General features: G+C 39.3%; 15 protein-coding genes and 1 other annotated feature. Of the genes, 2 read left to right on the top strand and 13 right to left on the bottom strand.

Annotated elements, in window-relative coordinates:
• Positions 1–39: 39 nt before the first annotated feature.
• From MHB69_RS05550 to mecA, 3 genes are all read right to left on the bottom strand, one after another.
• On the bottom strand, positions 40–1,200 hold the full coding sequence (locus tag MHB69_RS05550) for a competence protein CoiA family protein (RefSeq protein ID WP_342496070.1): 1,161 nt from the start codon (positions 1,198–1,200) through the stop codon (positions 40–42).
• A gap of 162 nt (positions 1,201–1,362) precedes the next feature.
• Positions 1,363–2,883: a cardiolipin synthase gene (cls, locus tag MHB69_RS05545; protein ID WP_034282056.1), complete on the bottom strand. Its 1,521-nt coding sequence runs from the start codon at positions 2,881–2,883 to the stop codon at positions 1,363–1,365.
• A gap of 87 nt (positions 2,884–2,970) precedes the next feature.
• Positions 2,971–3,636, bottom strand: a complete 666-nt coding sequence (gene mecA, locus MHB69_RS05540) for an adaptor protein MecA (protein ID WP_024425038.1) — start codon at positions 3,634–3,636, stop codon at positions 2,971–2,973.
• A 264-nt stretch (positions 3,637–3,900) separates the two neighbouring features.
• Here mecA and MHB69_RS05535 point away from each other — a divergent pair, with 264 nt between their 5' ends.
• Positions 3,901–4,566, top strand: a complete 666-nt coding sequence (locus tag MHB69_RS05535) for a TerC family protein (RefSeq protein ID WP_034282060.1) — start codon at positions 3,901–3,903, stop codon at positions 4,564–4,566.
• Positions 4,567–4,605: 39 nt separating this feature from the next.
• Here the strand turns inward: MHB69_RS05535 and spxA are convergent, their stop codons facing one another.
• The 9 genes from spxA to MHB69_RS05490 form a co-directional block, all read right to left on the bottom strand.
• Positions 4,606–5,001, bottom strand: a complete 396-nt coding sequence (gene spxA, locus MHB69_RS05530) for a transcriptional regulator SpxA (RefSeq protein ID WP_003211421.1) — start codon at positions 4,999–5,001, stop codon at positions 4,606–4,608.
• 193 nt (positions 5,002–5,194) lie between these two features.
• A complete protein-coding gene (locus MHB69_RS05525; protein WP_024425040.1) occupies positions 5,195–5,773 on the bottom strand; it encodes a GNAT family N-acetyltransferase in 579 nt (192 codons plus the stop codon).
• A gap of 137 nt (positions 5,774–5,910) precedes the next feature.
• Complete coding sequence (locus MHB69_RS05520) at positions 5,911–6,198, bottom strand: hypothetical protein (RefSeq protein WP_111927229.1); 288 nt, start codon at positions 6,196–6,198, stop codon at positions 5,911–5,913.
• 17 nt (positions 6,199–6,215) lie between these two features.
• Positions 6,216–6,701: a diadenosine tetraphosphate hydrolase gene (locus MHB69_RS05515; protein ID WP_041117126.1), complete on the bottom strand. Its 486-nt coding sequence runs from the start codon at positions 6,699–6,701 to the stop codon at positions 6,216–6,218.
• Between the two features lie 200 nt (positions 6,702–6,901).
• Entirely contained in the window at positions 6,902–7,822 is a 921-nt protein-coding gene (locus MHB69_RS05510) for an ATP-binding cassette domain-containing protein (RefSeq protein ID WP_024425041.1), read from the bottom strand.
• Between the two features lies 1 nt (position 7,823).
• Positions 7,824–8,912, bottom strand: coding sequence for an ABC transporter ATP-binding protein (locus MHB69_RS05505; RefSeq protein ID WP_087975602.1), 1,089 nt, complete (start codon positions 8,910–8,912; stop codon positions 7,824–7,826).
• 3 nt (positions 8,913–8,915) lie between these two features.
• Positions 8,916–9,833, bottom strand: a complete 918-nt coding sequence (locus tag MHB69_RS05500; RefSeq protein ID WP_024425043.1) for an ABC transporter permease — start codon at positions 9,831–9,833, stop codon at positions 8,916–8,918.
• Between the two features lie 3 nt (positions 9,834–9,836).
• On the bottom strand, positions 9,837–10,781 hold the full coding sequence (locus tag MHB69_RS05495) for an ABC transporter permease (RefSeq protein ID WP_024425044.1): 945 nt from the start codon (positions 10,779–10,781) through the stop codon (positions 9,837–9,839).
• A gap of 116 nt (positions 10,782–10,897) precedes the next feature.
• A complete protein-coding gene (locus MHB69_RS05490) occupies positions 10,898–12,535 on the bottom strand; it encodes a peptide ABC transporter substrate-binding protein (protein WP_034282068.1) in 1,638 nt (545 codons plus the stop codon).
• A 482-nt stretch (positions 12,536–13,017) separates the two neighbouring features.
• Positions 13,018–13,238: a binding site (T-box leader), on the top strand.
• Positions 13,239–13,291: 53 nt separating this feature from the next.
• Between MHB69_RS05490 and trpS the strand changes: the two genes are divergently transcribed.
• Positions 13,292–14,287, top strand: a complete 996-nt coding sequence (trpS, locus tag MHB69_RS05485) for a tryptophan--tRNA ligase (protein ID WP_065214229.1) — start codon at positions 13,292–13,294, stop codon at positions 14,285–14,287.
• A gap of 34 nt (positions 14,288–14,321) precedes the next feature.
• On the opposite strand, the gene MHB69_RS05480 is transcribed toward trpS, so the two are convergent.
• Positions 14,322–15,074, bottom strand: coding sequence for a YjbA family protein (locus tag MHB69_RS05480; RefSeq protein ID WP_024426484.1), 753 nt, complete (start codon positions 15,072–15,074; stop codon positions 14,322–14,324).
• Positions 15,075–15,183 lie beyond the last annotated feature (109 nt).

Raw genomic sequence — 15,183 nt, 5'->3', positions numbered from 1 at the left:
ACCTTTTTCTTATCATGATCAAAGTGGTCATGAAACATGCTAATGAAATAAGAAAGCATCTCGTTTTAACACTTCATCTAGTGTTCGTATAGGCATTTGATTCGACGATACTTCATAATTACCCTCTTTCGTCATATGTAAAAACCCTTGTCTTACAAGCGCATTTACATATGCAGTGACCACCTCTTTTATTTCTTCTCTTGAAATATCGCCATATCGGAGTTTCACTTCTTTCATTTGCACACATCGATTGATTTCCATCATCAGCTGTTGAATCGTCACTCTTCCGCTTCCTTTTTTCCGCATCATCCAATCATAGAGACACCCTTGCCAAACATACACGGGACTTGTAAAGATGTACGCTTCTTGCACCGGAATAAATAATTCAGTTGGCAAAAAAGGGAATGCCGTATGATGATGCTCATAAAAAATATTTCTCAAACGTTTGCTTTCATTTGATAAACTGCGAGGAGGACGCTGCCTAAATTGCTGTATACATTTAATCCATTGTTGGTTTACTTGACGCTTGCTGGAAGGCAGAGATAGAAGTGCCGGAATATCACGGTATGCTGAAAGTGGTCTGACAGTCATGGCCGCACATATTTTCGTTGGTTGAAACACGAGGAATTGATCAAGATGGATGAACCTTTTCTGGATCGGGCAGAAAAAAATCAAGCGCCTTTCCTCTGATTCCCTTAAAATTCCCCAATGAATGGAGGAGAAAGAAAAAAGCTGGGCAGATTTTCGGTTTAAACGATTTGCCCCTATCATCCATATGGGAAAGAGCCCTGCCTCGCGGAGACCTGCTGTTCTTCTGCGAAGCTCTTGCCGGGAAATATTTGCACATTGAAATTCAATTGCATAGTTTTCATTTCCTATAGAGACGGTCACATCAGGACGCTGATGAATATTTGACATAAACTTTTCCAGCGCCGGTCTATGTCCAAGCCCCTTCAGCCAATTCATAATGGCTTCCTTTCCCGCCTGATGATAAGCCGTTTCGCCTGAAGCTAACGGACATGCTGTCAGCTGTTTATGCGCAAAATGATAGACACGATGCTCCCCTAGCTTTAATTGCACTTCCTCCCTGCACTCAGGACAATAAAATTTGCACGTCGTTCTTACATGCTCCAAACGGCTTTTCGATAAATGATGTGTCATTCGGATAAGCTTACCGTTATCCATAATTGCTGTATTCATTCAGTTCACCCCTCGCTCTTTGATGAGCGTATTATAGCTTGTTCGTCTTTAAGGAAGCGAATAGACAAAATGAATTTTTATCGTGTCAAAAGATGATTTTACTGATCATTTCCTTAGTAAAATCAAAAATCCCCCTTATAGAAAAGGGGGAAAATACAATCTTTATAAAAGTGGTGATAATAATCTTGCTGTTGATTCAAACAGTCTGACCCCCAAGGGTCTCTTTGCAAACTCTTCTGGAACAATTTCATGTGACTGCTCTAAATCACCTAAGAAATCATTGACGAGCTTCTCGGTGCTTTTTGTTTTATAGAGGAAGGCATTCACTTCAAAGTTCAAATGAAAGCTTCTCATATCCATGTTTGCCGTTCCTATCGAAGCCAGCTCGCTATCCACAATAATAAATTTACTATGCATAAAGCCTTGATCATACTCGTATACCTTTGCTCCTGCGTCAAGAAGCTCCGGGAAGTATGAACGAGATGCATGGAAAACGATCCGTTTATCTGGATTCTTTGGAGCAATAATCCGTACATCTACTCCGCTCAATGCGGCAATTTTCAATGCGGACAAAATATCATCATCCGGCACAAAATACGGTGAAGCGATCCAGATGGACTTTTTGGCGGAGATGATCATGGAGAAAAAAAGATTTTTAATGACCTCCCACTGCTTGTCAGGCCCGCCAGCAATCATTTGTACGCCTTCTGTTGTACTCTCAAGGTGGCTGAAATCTTTGAAATAGTCCACACCAGAGCATCTTTCATTCGTCATATAGTACCAATCCTGCATGAAAATCTGCTGGAGGTCACGAACAGCTTCGCCCTTAATCATCAAATGAGTATCACGCCAGAATCCATATTGTCTGCTTCTGCCCATGTATTCGTCTCCAATGTTAAGCCCGCCGACAAATCCCACTTCCCCATCAATTACGACAATTTTTCTATGATTTCGGAAGTTGATTTTATTATTTAAAAGGGGGAGCCTTACTGGTAAAAACGGAACGATCTGAACGCCAGCCTTTTCTAGGTCAGCAATATATTGACGGGAGAGCTTTAAGCTTCCTACATCGTCATATAAAAAGCGGACAATCACGCCATTTTTCGCTTTTTCAATAAGAATGTCCTTTAATTCTTGGCCAAGGTCGTCGTGGCGGAGAATGTAATATTCTAAATGAATGTGATGAGTTGCTTTTTTAATCTCTTCAAAAATATGAGAGAATGTTTCTTCACCATTGGTTAAGACTTTAGAGGACGTGCGATATGTAATAGGAGTATGTCCGAGTCTGTGGGCCAGCTTAAATAAGAGCTGCTGATGATCACCCATATGCGTCATTTTTTCAATCGCTTCTCTATGGATACGTTCATCTTCCTGAATTAACTTCTCGTCCAATACCGCCTTCTTTTCAAACAGCCGGCGCTTTTTGATATTGCGTCCAAAGAAAATGTAGAACAAAAAGCCGAATAACGGAAAGCTGCCAAGCAGGACAAGCCATGTAATCGTTTGAGACGGATTACGGTTCTCCAAGAAAATAACAAATCCGATGAAAATAATCGATAAAGTAAATAGAACACTCACAGAACTTAATACACTTACCGCTAAATCACCGACAATCAATTGGATGATTAAATAAGCACCTACCGTAATGATTAGAAAAAATAGAACTTTGACTACATTTCTCATTTCATTTTTCTCCTTGCCGATCTCTTTATTTACCTATTCATACAGATAAAAAAGCCGATTCCTCTATAGAAATCGACTTTTTGTTAGTTACGAGAAGTGCTGTTGAATCGTTTCAAGGGCATTCCCTTCGATAATCAGCTGACCGTATTCTTTCAGTCTGTAGATGCTGACCACTGATTCGTGAGCATATTCAAGCAAAATGCTGAGCTTATTCTCCACTTGCTCATCTGACAAATCCTCGTGGAAGTCAACATATAGATAATAACGGTTTTCAAACGAATATAAACTTGTGGTAAAATCCTGCATATTTAATTGAGAAAGTGCAATCAAATCTTCAAAGTCATCCATTTTCAATACGAATTGAAGTTGAAGTTTTTTGTCCTTCTCATTATGGTCTTCTTGATCTTGCTCTTCTTTATGAAAATCATCAAGCAGTGCGTCTAAGCTTTCTTCATCTGTTTGATCTTTTTTATCTTCTGGAATCGGCAATTCGAGCTTTTGTCCATCTTTAGAAAGTTGGGCTTTTGTCACGACAATTTCAAGACCTTTGTCAAGTGCCTGTACTTGAATCCAAAGCGGTCCCTCTACTGCAAATTCTTCTTCTTCGTGCACTTCGTCCATTACTTCCCAAAACAGCTCTTCACTGCGCTCACGATTGTACCAGATCTCTTCACGGTCAAATCCGCGATCTTCAATATCACCGTAGGAAATATAAAATTTGACTGTATGTTCATTTATTCTTTCGATTTCCATTTTGCCAACCTTCCCTTCTATATAAGATGTTGAAGGGACATACAAGCTCCCAATTAATAGTACTTTACTACACTTTACCCGTTCCGTCTACATGTTAACCGTTTAAAGAATTGAGGTATTGCTTCGTACTGTCTATTTTATGATAAAACATGAATAAAAGAAATAAAAACGCATTTTTTGCAGAGAAAACTTGCAGAAACATATATTTGAATTGTCTTCATATATTGGTTGTACGAGCTCTATTTGGGACATGAGGTGAAATAGATGGAAACAGAGTGGATCGTATCCTTACTGATGATTATTGGCATAGACCTGATTTTAGGCGGAGATAATGCGCTCATTATTGCGATGGCGAGTCGCAGTTTATCACATGACAAACGCAATAAAGCCATTTGGATCGGCACTCTTTTAGCCGTGTTGATGAGAATTACAATGACTGGTGCCGCCGTTTATTTATTGACTATCCCTTATTTGCAGTTTATTGGCGGTCTTTTTCTCCTTTATATAGGATACAATCTGTTAATTGAACAAAAGAAGGAATCCATTCGGATAAAGAGCAGCGGCTCCCTTTGGCGTGCGGTTCAAACCATTGTGATTGCCGACCTCTTTATGTCACTTGATAATGTCATCGCAGTTGCAGGTGCAGCAAAAGGCAACATGCTTCTGACCGCTTTTGGCCTCATGATTTCTGTACCGATTATTATTTGGGGAAGCAAGCTGATTCATGCAGCTTTAACAAAATTTCCGTTTCTTTTATACGGGGGAAGTGCTCTCTTGGCCTTTACAGGGGGTGAAATGATTGTGCGTGATGTGAAATTGGCTGAATTTATGGCACAGCATGCCACGCTTGAATTGATGCTTCCGTTTTTAACCGTCATAGTGGTCATATTAGCGAGCCTCTTTTACGAACAAACGGCTGAAAATAAATAAAAAAAGCTACCAAATGATCGGCAGCTTTTCGCGTTTTTATTAATTAGCAAGTCGCTGAGCTTCTCTTAGTTGGAATGTACGAACCGTTCTTGGTAAGAAACGTCTAATTTCATCTTCATTGTATCCAACTTGTAATCTTTTTTCATCCAAGATAATTGGACGACGCAAAAGACCTGGATGCTCATTGATTAGTTTATACAATTGTTGAAGCGGCATTGTCTCAACATTGACATTTAGTTTTTGGAATACTTTTGAACGTGTTGAGATAATTTCGTCTGTACCGTCTTCTGTCATTCGAAGAATTTCTTTGATTTCATCGATTGAAAGAGGCTCAGAAAAAATGTTTCTCTCTTGATATGGGATATTGTGCTCTTCTAACCACGCTCTTGCTTTTCTACATGATGTACAGCTTGGTGATGTGTATAATGTTACCATAAATCTTCACTCCTCAATTTGTAGAATGAATATTGATCTGTATTCTTAAATTAAAATTGTTCTAAATAAGTAATCTTTATAGTGATTATACTATAAAAAAGTAAGTGTGAACAGATTTTCTTGCAATTTTTGTGACAAAAACTAGACAATTTCATTCATTTTGTCGTGCTGCTGGATGTCAGAACATTCTCATTTAGTCGAGATGATCGAAAATATTTTTTTGCTTTCTATTTTCAATGATCTTCAATACATCATCAACATCCTCATACGATTGTCCATACCATTCTTCATCTTTATACGTATGGATTCGTTCATAGGTCTTCCTCATGGCTTCCATGATCTCTTCCTCATGATTTGTAAGAGGCGACCAATAAAGAATTTCCATGCGGTTCACTTCATTTGTTGCAAGTGACCTGCGTTTATAACCGATTGATTCTGCATGCTTGAAGTGCTCTCTTTGGTAAAACTTTAGGCGTTTTGCAGTATCTGCATCATCTTCATCTACAGGCTCAACCTCAAGCAAGATCGGTTTCTTTTTTTCCTTCAGCTTATGAATAAGCTTTGACCCGAGGCCTTCACCTCTTGCATCTTTGGAAACAAATAAATAATCAATAAAGATGAAAGAATCAAATTCGGCGTACATCATCACATGATGAGGTCCTTCTTCCTTATGATAAATATCACTTCTTTCCTTTAATAAAGCTTCCATATGCTCTTTTGACTTCATTTCTTCTATCGGGAAGTATTCACTGAGCTTTTCATACCAATTCATGGATCTGCTCCTTATGCTTTAGTTAAGAACCACTTCCTTAGATATTCCCGATTTCCTGCTATTTAAACGCCTGTACTAGTAAGACGCAGCAAAGTCTTAAGTAGTTTCACTTTTTTTCAATTAACGCAAAAAAAGTTTTATAACGAACGATTCATGACGAGTTGAATACAGACAAACAGGATAATTGTCATCGCAATTTGAAGCATAATGAAATAAAGATATTTTACGCGCCATGCTTCTTGCTTCTGACCGCTTGTCTTTCGGTTAAGCATATATTCCATTGAAAAAGACACAATCCCAATGAGTACCATAAACGCGAGCATCCACTTTCCTCCGTTTGGTTTCCTGAAAAAAGACGTTGAAAAAAGCATGAATACAATGAGAACATGAAGCAATGAATAACGAAAGGTTTTCCATCTCAACATCCTATTTTTCCCTCCTTTTATTTGTTTAATTCTTTGGTCAGAATGTTGATGGCTTCCTTAACTTCTAAAATATTTTCTTTAGTGTTCATTTCATTTCTAGCGTGAAGTAATACTGGTCGGACTGATTCAACTGAACGCCCGAAGTTATACATCCATTCATATCTTGGTACCATCCAAGTATGAAAATGATGGGTTGTATCTTCGTTGTAAAAATAATAGACATGTTCTATCCCTAAAGCGGTTCTTTGTGCTTTTCTTATCTTTGCTAAAACGTCTATGTAGTCTAATCTTTCCGAATTAGTTAAATCATCTAAACATTTGATGTGTCTTTTTGAAGCTAAAATTATTAGCCCTCTGATTGGATAAGCGACATCTTGATGGGCGTGAAAGTACTCTGTTTCAATAACCACACCACCTTCTGGTTCAACTAATCCATTCGTTAAAGCACAACTAAGACACTCGACTTCAACTGTTTCTCCATTTGATAATGTTATTTTTTCCAATTGTCCTCCCCCAAACGAAATAGTATACAATTTGAACTTTCATTACTTAAGCGTATCATATTTTTCCTTATTTTGAATTAAACTCCTCATTATCACTTCACCTATGATTGAGTTTATTTCTTTTTGATGAGTGACACTTTCTAATATATGAAACCAGATCCAAATAAAAGAAGCACTGACTTAGCAGTGCTTCTTTCTTCTTATGATTGTTTCGCCTGAAGCTCTTTGAATTCTTCCTCTGTGCAGCTCACAAAATGACCTGGCTTCACTTCACGGAACTCGGTGTTTGTTCCTTTGTGAACAGATGGATCATACTTGATTCGTTTGCGGTTACGCTCATAATCAGGATCTGGAAGCGGAATCGCAGACAGCAATGATTTTGTATATGGATGAAGCGGGTTTTCGTATAATTCATTCGCTGGTGCCAGCTCAACCAATTTTCCAAAATACATCACACCGATACGATCGCTGATGTATTTTACCATGGACAAGTCATGGGCAATGAATAAGTACGTTAAACCTTTTTCCTCTTGAAGCTCTTTCAATAAATTGACGACCTGCGCTTGGATCGACACGTCTAATGCAGAGATTGGTTCATCGGCGATGATGAAATCCGGCTCTACTGCTAATGCACGTGCAATTCCGATACGCTGTCTTTGACCGCCTGAGAATTCATGCGGGTATCTGTTCGCGTGCTCTTTGTTCAAGCCAACAGTTTCAAGTAATTGGTACACACGCTCTTTACGCGCCTGTTTTGTTTTTGCAAGGCCATGAATGTCGATGCCCTCTGCAATGATATCAAGCACTGTCATTCTAGGGTTGAGTGAAGCATATGGATCTTGGAAGATCATCTGCATTTGGCGGTTGAACTCAAGCATTTTTTGTCTTGATTTCTTCCCGTGTACATTTTCTCCCTTATAAAGAACTTCACCATCTGTCGCATCATAAAGTCTAATGATCGAACGGCCCGTAGTGGATTTACCACAACCAGACTCACCTACAAGACCAAGCGTTTCACCTTTGTAAATATCAAATGAAACCCCATCAACTGCTTTCACAGTTCCTCTTGCTGTATGGAAATGCTGCTTCAAATTTTTGATTTCTAACAGTTTTTCTGCCATGCTATTCACCCTCTTTTACTAATACAGGTTTTTCGTAGCTACCTTCTAGTTCACGCATTCTCGCCTTTACAGAAGCAGGCGGTTCAACTTTAGGTGCATTCGGATGAAGTAGCCATGATTTCACATAATGCGTATCTGATACTTTGAACATTGGCGGTTCTTGTTCAAAGTCAATTTTCATTGCATAATCGCTGCGGAGTGCAAATGCATCTCCTTTCGGCGGGTTTGTCAGATCTGGCGGTGTTCCTGGAATGGCAGTCAGCTTTCCTTCATCTCCGCCATCTGTGTCAAGACTCGGCATGGATGCTAAAAGTCCCCATGTATACGGATGCTTTGGATTGTAGAAAATTTCATCGACAGTCCCTGTCTCCACAATCTGTCCTGCATACATAACAGCTACACGATCAGCGACGTTGGCAACAACACCTAGATCATGCGTAATAAAGATAATCGAAGTGTCAACCTTTTGCTGAATTTCTTTCATTAATTCTAAAATTTGTGCCTGAATTGTTACATCAAGTGCAGTCGTCGGCTCATCGGCAATCAGCAGCTTTGGATCTGCTGCAAGCGCCATGGCGATGACAACCCTTTGTCTCATCCCGCCACTAAATTCGTGCGGATATTGTTTAATTCTTTTTTCAGGCATTGGAATTCCAACGAGCTCCAATAGTTCAATGGCTCTTTTTTCAGCCGCTTCTTTTGAAATTTGTTCATGTTTGAACAGTACTTCTGTAATTTGTTTCCCGACTTTCATCGTTGGATTCAAAGACGTCATCGGATCTTGGAAGATCATTGAGATATCTTTTCCTCGAATGGTTTGCATTTGTTTTTCAGTTTTCTTGACAATATCTTGGCCGTCAAACAGGATCTGTCCGCGCTTGAAATAACCCGGCGGCATCGGAATTAATCTCATGATCGCTTGTGATGTCACACTTTTACCAGAGCCAGATTCACCTACAATAGCAAGTGTCTCGCCTTTATTTAAGTGGAAGTTCACACCACGAATGGCTTGAACCTCTCCACCATATGTTTTAAATGAGATTGCAAGGTCTTTCACCTCTAGAATACGTTCACGTTCCATCCTAATCACTCCTTATTTACGCAACTTCGGATCTAAAGCGTCTCTTAGTCCGTCTCCAACCACGTTAAAACCAAACATTGTAATACAGATAAATGCGGCTGGGAACCATAATCTCCAAGGGTAATACGTCATGGCTGGAATTCCGTCAGACGCCATTGTTCCCCAGCTCGCTAACGGAGCCGGTACACCAAGCCCTAGGTAGCTTAGGAATGCCTCTGTGAAGATAGCAGAAGGAATCGTTAATGTCATCGTCACAAGGATTGGTCCCATTGAGTTTGGAATTAAGTGTTTAAATAAAAGTCTAGATGTTTTCGCACCTAATGTTTGTGCTGCAAGAACGTATTCTTGACTCTTTAATTGTAAAACCTGTCCCCGAACAATACGTGCCATGTTAATCCAGCCTACGACTGTCATAGCGAGGATAATCGTTAATAATCCTTTTGGCAGAACAACCATCATTAAGATAACCATTAATAGTGTTGGAATTGCCCATAAAACGTCTGCGATACGCATCATCACTTCATCTGTACGGCCGCCTTTGAATGCAGCAATACTTCCCCAGATAATACCGATAATCACGTCAAGCACCGCTGCAGCAAGCCCGATAAAGATCGAAATTCTTGCCCCGACCCATGTACGGACAAACATGTCACGTCCTAAATCATCTGTACCAAACCAGTGTTCTTTTGAAGGCGGCTGGTCAGCATTCAGCAAATCAGTCGTAGAGTAATCGTATTTAGAAAACATCGGAACAAAGATGGCCAGCATCACGATAATAAAAATGATTGTAAGTCCAACCATTGCAAGTTTATTGGCACGGAAGCGAAGCATGGCATCCTTCCATAAAGATAGACTAGGTTTAGAAATTTTTTCAGATTCTGCTGCGTCAGCTGTCGCAGGCACAAATAAATCTTTTCTCATCTCTTCCATGTGTTAGACCCCTTTCTTCGCCTTCGTCAGTTTAATTCTAGGATCGATAATTCCGTAGAGGACGTCAACGACTAGAATACTGATTAATAGAATAATACTGTAGAAGACTGTGACACCCATGATGACGGTGTAATCACGGTTTGTAATGCTTGTGACAAAGTGAGAGCCTAAGCCAGGAATACCAAAAATCTTCTCAACGACAAAACTGCCTGTTAAAACTGAAGCAGCCATTGGTCCCATGTATGTGATAACAGGTAACAATGCGTTTCGGATGGCGTGTTTGATCGTCACAGCAGATTTTGTTAACCCTTTCGCTCTAGCCGTTCTAATGTAGTCACTATTTAGTACTTCAAGCATACTTGACCGTGCAAGTCTAGCGATAAATGCCATTGGCATGAAGGAAAGTGCAATAGAAGGTAGTACGGTGCTTGCCCAAGACTCCCATCCTGCAACTGGGAAGATCGCTATAATACTTGCCTCAGATGCAAATACATATTGTAGTAGCGCCGCTAAAATGAAACTTGGAACTGAAATTCCAAAGATCGTTAAAATGGCAATCGTATAGTCTTGCCACTTGTTATGATAGAGCGCTGCAAGGACCCCAAACAATACACCAAATGCTAATGCGAGGAGAATTGCCTCAATTCCGAGGGTAAAGGAAACGGGGAATCCAGAACTGATTAAGTCATTTACGGTTTGTCCTTTATATTTAAATGAGGGACCAAAATCTAATGTTGCAACTGAACCTAGGTAGTTTACATATTGAACAAATAAGGGCTTGTCCAATCCGTAGTGCTCGTTTAGGTTTGCTTCAATTTCAGCAGGAAGTTTCTTCTCACCAGAGAATGGACCACCAGGTGCTGCCTGCATGAGAAAGAAAGTTGCAGTTACAATAACAAACAGTGTGATTAAAATATATATTAATCGCTTACCGATATATTTAAGCAACGGAATTGCACCTCCATGATTTTACAACAATTTCTCTAATCAGCAAGAAAGGTATATGGAGAGACATCCTCCATATACCTTAAGATCCTTGCCGTAGATCTCTTACACTATTACTCTTACTTTTCGAAATGTGCCCATTTGTATTGAACATCACCTAGTCCAGATACAACTACACCTTTAAGTTTTGGATCTTGTACCCAAAGCTGAGTGTAGAAGTAAATTGGTGCTATAGGCATATCGTTGATGATGATTTCTTCTGCTTTTTTCAGCATTTCTTCACGCTTCGTTTTATCTGTTTCTTTTGCAGAATCATTCAACAATTGTTTGTACTCTTTGCTTTCCCATCCAGTGTCGTTGTTTCCGCCGTCTTTATCTTTGTAAAGCTCAAGGAAGTTCACTGGATCGTTGAAGTCACCTAACCAGCCCATACGTCCGATTTGGTAATCTCCGCTGTGGATTTTGTCGATGTATACGTTCCACTCAGAGTTATCAAGTTCAACTTTCACACCTAAATCTTTTTTCCACATTTCTTGAATTGCTTGTGCAATCTTTTGGTGGCCTTCATCTGTGTTGTAAGAAAGTTTCAATGTTGGAAGATCAGAAACAGACTTATAACCTAATTCTTTCGCACCTTTTTCAAGAAGCTTTTTAGCTGTATCTACATCGTGATCTTTGAAGTAGCCAGTTTTGTTATCTGTGAATCCTTCCATTGTTGGTGGAACGATTGCCATTGCTGGAACTTGTTCACCTTGCGTAATTTTGTCAACGATCGCTTGACGGTTGATTGAGTATGCAAGGGCCTTACGGATGTTTGCATTGTTTAAAGGTTTTACTTCTGTGTTGAATTTGTAGTTATAGATACCAGCGATCGTCTGGATTTTCAGACCGCCTTCTTTTTTCAATGTTTTTAAAGACTCAGTTGGAAGGCTTCCAGTTGGAGAACCAGCCCAGTCAAGCTCGCCTTTTTTGAACATGCTAAGCTCAGTGTTTGTATCTTTGATCATAGACATGTTGATTTTTTTCAATTTCACAGTATCTTTATCCCAGTATTCATTGTTCTTTTCAAGCGTGATAGAACCGCCATGTTTCCATTTAGAAAGAACGAATGGTCCGTTAGATACGTAGTTTTCACCAGCATTTGTGTACCAGTTTTTATTCTTTTCAGCCACTTTTTTGTTGACTGGCATATAAGTATAGAATGCAGTTAGTTCAGTAAAAAACGGTGTTGGGTTTTCTAGCTCAACTACAAGCGTTTTGTCGTCTTTAGCTTTAATGCCAACATCAGCAACTTTCGCTTTCCCTTTGTTCGCTGCTTCAGCACCTTTAATATAGTAAAGCTGGTAAGCATATTGAGATTCATTTTTAGGATCTAATGCCCATTTCCAAGCATATTCGAAATCTTCTGCTTTTACAGGGTCGCCATTAGACCATTTTGCATCACGAAGTGTGAATGTATAAGTTTTACCATCAGCACTTGTTTTGATATCAGAAGCCATTGCATTTTCTGGCTTTCCTTCAGCGTTAATTCTTGTTAACCCTTCAAAAGTCTGACGGATGACACTACCTGAAGTTGAATCATTTGCCAATCCCGGATGTAGAGAAAAAGGCTCAGTGGAGATATTCACATTTAATGTTGTTTTAGCCTCTCCAGAACTGCTCGTGCTGTCGCCTGATTTGTTTCCGCTGAAACCACAAGCGCTTAATACAAGTGTGAAAATAAGCATTAAAGTAACAACAGACCAACGCTTTTTCAACTGTATTCCCCCTTATAATATGTTTTTAGTTCAAAGGTCTCGATAGAAGATGAGATTCAGATTTAAGAAATAGCGTAAAAAAGTCCCTGAATAGCTTACTTTCTATTTCTTTTGTTTTTTCTGAATTTTCACTATGTAAAGAGCCTAGCACAAACGTGTGAACAAATTCATTATAATGAATAGAATAATTTATTGCAATATCAATTTCATATATTTTTTAAAAACGTAAATGGGGATAAAGAGGGATTTTTATAAACTAAAGTCTCAATCACTTCAACAAATTAAAGCGTAAATTGATTAAAATAATTTAACAAATTCAGCAGGAATAATGTTTTATACATATAATTAATCATCCTTTTTTAAAAAATTCTGACAGATATTTGTTATTTTATCTAAAATTTTAAGTGTCAATAGGCATGATGAGAAGGTCACATAAGGGCTTCGTGACTTTTTCATGGTCATCCTTTATAATAGATAGACATATTGTTGCGATGAAAAAGAAGAGTACATATATTCACCATTTACAGAGAATCTGCGGCCGGTGTGAGCAGATAATGGCATGTATGGAATGGGCTTTGGAGCAGCTAACCGAACACTTCTAAAAAAGTGAGTAGGCTTAGACGGAGCAGTCTCCGTTATCAACGTCTTGAGTGATTTCTATGTGAAATAACAAGGGTGGTACCACGGTTCATTCGTCCCTTTTCTGTTGAAAAGTGATGGGTGGGCCTTTTTATATTGAAGAAAAGAGGTTTTAGTATGACAAAGAAGACAATTTTTTCAGGCATTCAGCCGAGCGGTTCTGTCACGTTAGGGAACTATATTGGAGCAATGAAGCAATTTGTTGATTTGCAGCATGACTATAATGGCTATTTTTGTGTCGTGGATCAACATGCGATTACAGTGAGTCAGGACCGATTAGCTCTCCGCCAAAATATTAGAAGCTTAGCAGCTCTTTATTTAGCTGTTGGTCTTGATCCAGAGAAAGCGACATTGTTTATCCAATCAGAGGTACCTGCTCACGCCCAGGCAGGATGGATGCTTCAATGTGTTGCTTATATTGGGGAATTAGAAAGAATGACCCAATTTAAGGACAAATCCGCTGGTAAAGAAGCAGTTGTTTCAGGCCTATTAACGTATCCCCCATTAATGGCTGGCGATATCTTATTATATGGTACTGATTTAGTCCCTGTTGGAGAAGACCAAAAGCAGCATCTTGAATTGACTAGAACGCTCGCTGAACGCTTTAACCGAAAGTACAATGACATCTTCACTGTGCCTGAAGTGAAAATTCCAAAAGAAGGCGCACGGATTATGTCTTTAACAGATCCAACGAAAAAAATGAGCAAATCCGATCCGAACCAAAAATCTTTCATTACCTTATTAGATGAACCAAAGCAGCTTGAAAAGAAAATTAAAAGTGCTGTGACGGATTCAGAAGGCATCGTGAGGTATGACAAAGAGAACAAGCCTGGAATTGCCAACTTGCTGACGATTTATTCTGTATTAGGCAACATATCGATTGCTGAGCTGGAGCAAAAGTACGAAGGCAAAGGATATGGTGAGTTTAAAGGAGATCTTGCGAACGTTGTCATTGAGGCTTTAAAACCAATTCAAGATCGATACTACGAACTCATTGAATCAGACGAGCTTGACCGTATTCTAGACGAAGGTGCTGAAAAAGCAAACCGCGCAGCAAACAAAATGCTGAAAAAAATGGAGAATGCGATGGGTCTTGGCAGAAAACGCAAATAAAAAAAGCTTGCAGCACTGCCGCTGCAAGCTTTTTCTAATTTACTTTTGATTCGTTTTCCATTTCCCAAAGCTTTTCGAAAAAAGGCTGCCCTTTAATCATTTTTTCACAGAAGGCTAAATGATTCTCTGACCACCCATCAATCGTTTCATTGTAAAGCATGTTCCAAATCTCTTCGAAAGACATTCGTTTGATTTGGTTGTACATGCGCGGGTTCCATTCCGTATACCAATACGCAATCTCCGCCCTGTTTTTGAGCCCTTTTAATTGATCGAGCGCCATAAACATCAGCTGTTTCAGCTGTCTTTCTTTTCTCGTTAATCCGCTGATATGCTGCGGCGGCAGTGATAGAATGTGATATTCTTTCGTCGATTCAAGGCTGTCCTTAGAAAATTCATATTCCTCTGCCTTCACATCTTTCACCATTTCATACACCAATTGCTCCTGCCTTGGAATCAAGCGGCTTTTTCTCACAGGTATGGAATACCCTATCGTATCTACAGCAATGATTCGAATTCCGTCGGTGACTACAAAGCAATACTCTAATTTACGGCGTTCATGATTTTTTCGAATATATGATTTCTCAAATACAGACTCTAGCAGCGTCTTCGGCAGCTCTGAAAGATCATTCTCTATGTAATCAAACAAAGGGCTCTGCACCTTAAGTAAAGGCACTTGATCTAACAGTTCAACACTGTCCTCCTTACGCCACTCATGAAAATGACACACATTGTAGCCATTCTCTTCCCCTTCAAACCAATTCACCCATACGTCATGAAGAAATAACATAACCAATCCCTCACTTTATAAAAACTGTTGTCCACAGTATGGGCAAGGGATAGAGAAATTATTCCAACTTTATCAAAACTTCAAGCTGAGAATGATGAGCTTCATGTCT

Origin of the sequence: Bacillus sp. FSL K6-0994, from assembly GCF_038630815.1 — a bacterium.
Classification (GTDB): domain Bacteria; phylum Bacillota; class Bacilli; order Bacillales; family Bacillaceae; genus Bacillus; species Bacillus safensis.
The sequence above is the reverse complement of the archived record's forward strand: the minus strand, read 5'-3'. Positions and strand labels throughout refer to the sequence as shown.